Below are 1,931 nucleotides of genomic sequence, written 5' to 3'. Positions count from 1 at the left end.
TGATGAGGGTAAAATCACGCAGAAGATAGAGGTATTAGCCGACTGAATTTTATTATGTTCAATGAATAATTATGAAGAAAGATTAACTAGAGGAGCTGACTATTACTACTCAATTATCAAAGGATGTCGTCATCCAAAATTGGCAAGATGATTCAAAAGCTACTCTTGCGTTAATCCGTGCTAATGAAATTGCCGATTATTGTGCAACTAATGCTACCGTCATCGATTGCAACGGCGCTTTTCCTAAACGTGAATTTGAACTGATTGCTGAAGCTGGCTTATTGGCTGCACCATTGCACCGGGAGTTAGGTGGATGGGGTGCAGGAATTGATGCCAACGTTACCTACCAGACATTGATGCTGCTGAAGCAGATGGGGCGTGGTAATCTAGCGGTTGGTCGAATTTATGAAGGTCACGTCAACGCCTTACAACTGATTCAAACTTTTAGTACCAGAGAACAAATCGCAGCTTACACTCATGATGCTCGCGCTCGCCACAAAATCTTTGGGGTTTGGAATGCTGAAGCGTCTGATGGTGTCAAGATTATTCCCCTGGAAAACGGACGCTATCGACTAGAAGGCTCCAAAACCTTTTGTTCTGGGGCTGGCTATGTTGAGCGTCCCTTTGTGAATGGAGCGCTAGCTGATGGAAATTGGCAAATGTGCATTGTGCCGATGGATCAGGTGAAAACAGTGAGTGATCCTACTTGGTGGGAGCCTTCTGGAATGCGAGCAACTGCTAGCTACAAAGTAGATTTTAGCAATGTTGAGTTAGAGCAGAGTGCATTAATTGGTAAACCAGGCGACTACTATAGACAACCTTGGTTATCCACTGGAGTAATTCGGTTTGCCGCGGTGCAACTAGGTGGAGCAGAAGCACTGTTTGACTTGACTCGCCAGTATCTCCAGAAGTTGGAATATACAAATGACCCCTACCAAAAAGAACGGCTAGGCAGAATGGCGATCGCCATTGAAAGCGGTAATCTCTGGCTGCGGGGGGCTGCGGATGTGGTAGCTGCGTACGCACCAGTATTTGGTGGTAATCCCACGATACCAAACCCCCAAGCTAACCAACTTGTCGCCTATGCAAACATGGTACGGACGGCAATAGAACAAATCTGCATTGACGTGATCCAGTTGTGTGAGCGTTCTGTAGGAACCCGCGGGTTATTACCACCAAATTCAATGGAACGCATCATTCGAGATTTAACCCTTTACTTACGTCAGCCTGCTTTTGATGCAGCGTTGGCAAATGTTGGCGAGTACGTCTTGGGGCAAAGTAATCCTGCTTACATACTTTGGAATGATCAATAAACAGGTTAATACTGCATCACCGTTAGACAATTCTAGCATTTTGCCCTGGTATTCAATCAAAGATATCGCCTGGAGTCCGGTGTTAATCGTTGCACCTCATCCAGATGATGAAACGTTGGGTTGCGGTGGTGCGATCGCTCTGCTGCGTTCTTTAAATTGTGATGTGCGAGTTTTGGTCATTAGTGATGGTACGCTTTCACACCCTCGCTCACTGAAATATCCCGCGCCTGCACTCCGGGCGTTACGTGAAAGTGAAACACTTTCGGCGCTCTCAGTTCTGGGAGTAGAGGCTAATGCTGTTACCTTTTACAGAATGCAAGACGGCTCAATTTCAGTCCAGTATAAAAGTGCAGTGGATAGTTGCCGTACCTATTTAACAGAAATATCCCCGCAAATTATTTTTTTACCGTGGCGATACGATCCTCACCCAGACCACCGAGCCACATGGAAATTAATTCACACCGCACTAGTTGAATTGCACCGATCACCGCGATTGATTGAGTATCCAATTTGGGATTGGGATCAAAAGCAACGGCAGAACCTACCGGAATCTTTGAAGGTGACAGCTTGGCGGTTGCACACTAGTACAGTAGTGGAGTTGAAACAGCAAGCGATCGC

Annotated in this window: 2 protein-coding genes; both read left to right on the top strand. The window is 46.1% G+C overall.

Going from position 1 to position 1,931, the window contains the following annotated elements:
* Positions 1-95 precede the first annotated feature (95 nt).
* Positions 96-1,313: an acyl-CoA dehydrogenase family protein gene (locus FNW02_RS37985; protein WP_225226331.1), complete on the top strand. Its 1,218-nt coding sequence runs from the start codon at positions 96-98 to the stop codon at positions 1,311-1,313.
* Positions 1,303-1,931: PIG-L deacetylase family protein (locus FNW02_RS37980; protein ID WP_191762606.1), on the top strand; the 629-nt coding region annotated here is incomplete at its 3' end. The genes FNW02_RS37985 and FNW02_RS37980, both read left to right, overlap by 11 nt.

Source organism: Komarekiella delphini-convector SJRDD-AB1 (genome assembly GCF_014831675.1).
GTDB lineage: Bacteria > Cyanobacteriota > Cyanobacteriia > Cyanobacteriales > Nostocaceae > Komarekiella.
The sequence above is the reverse complement of the archived record's forward strand: the minus strand, read 5'-3'. Positions and strand labels throughout refer to the sequence as shown.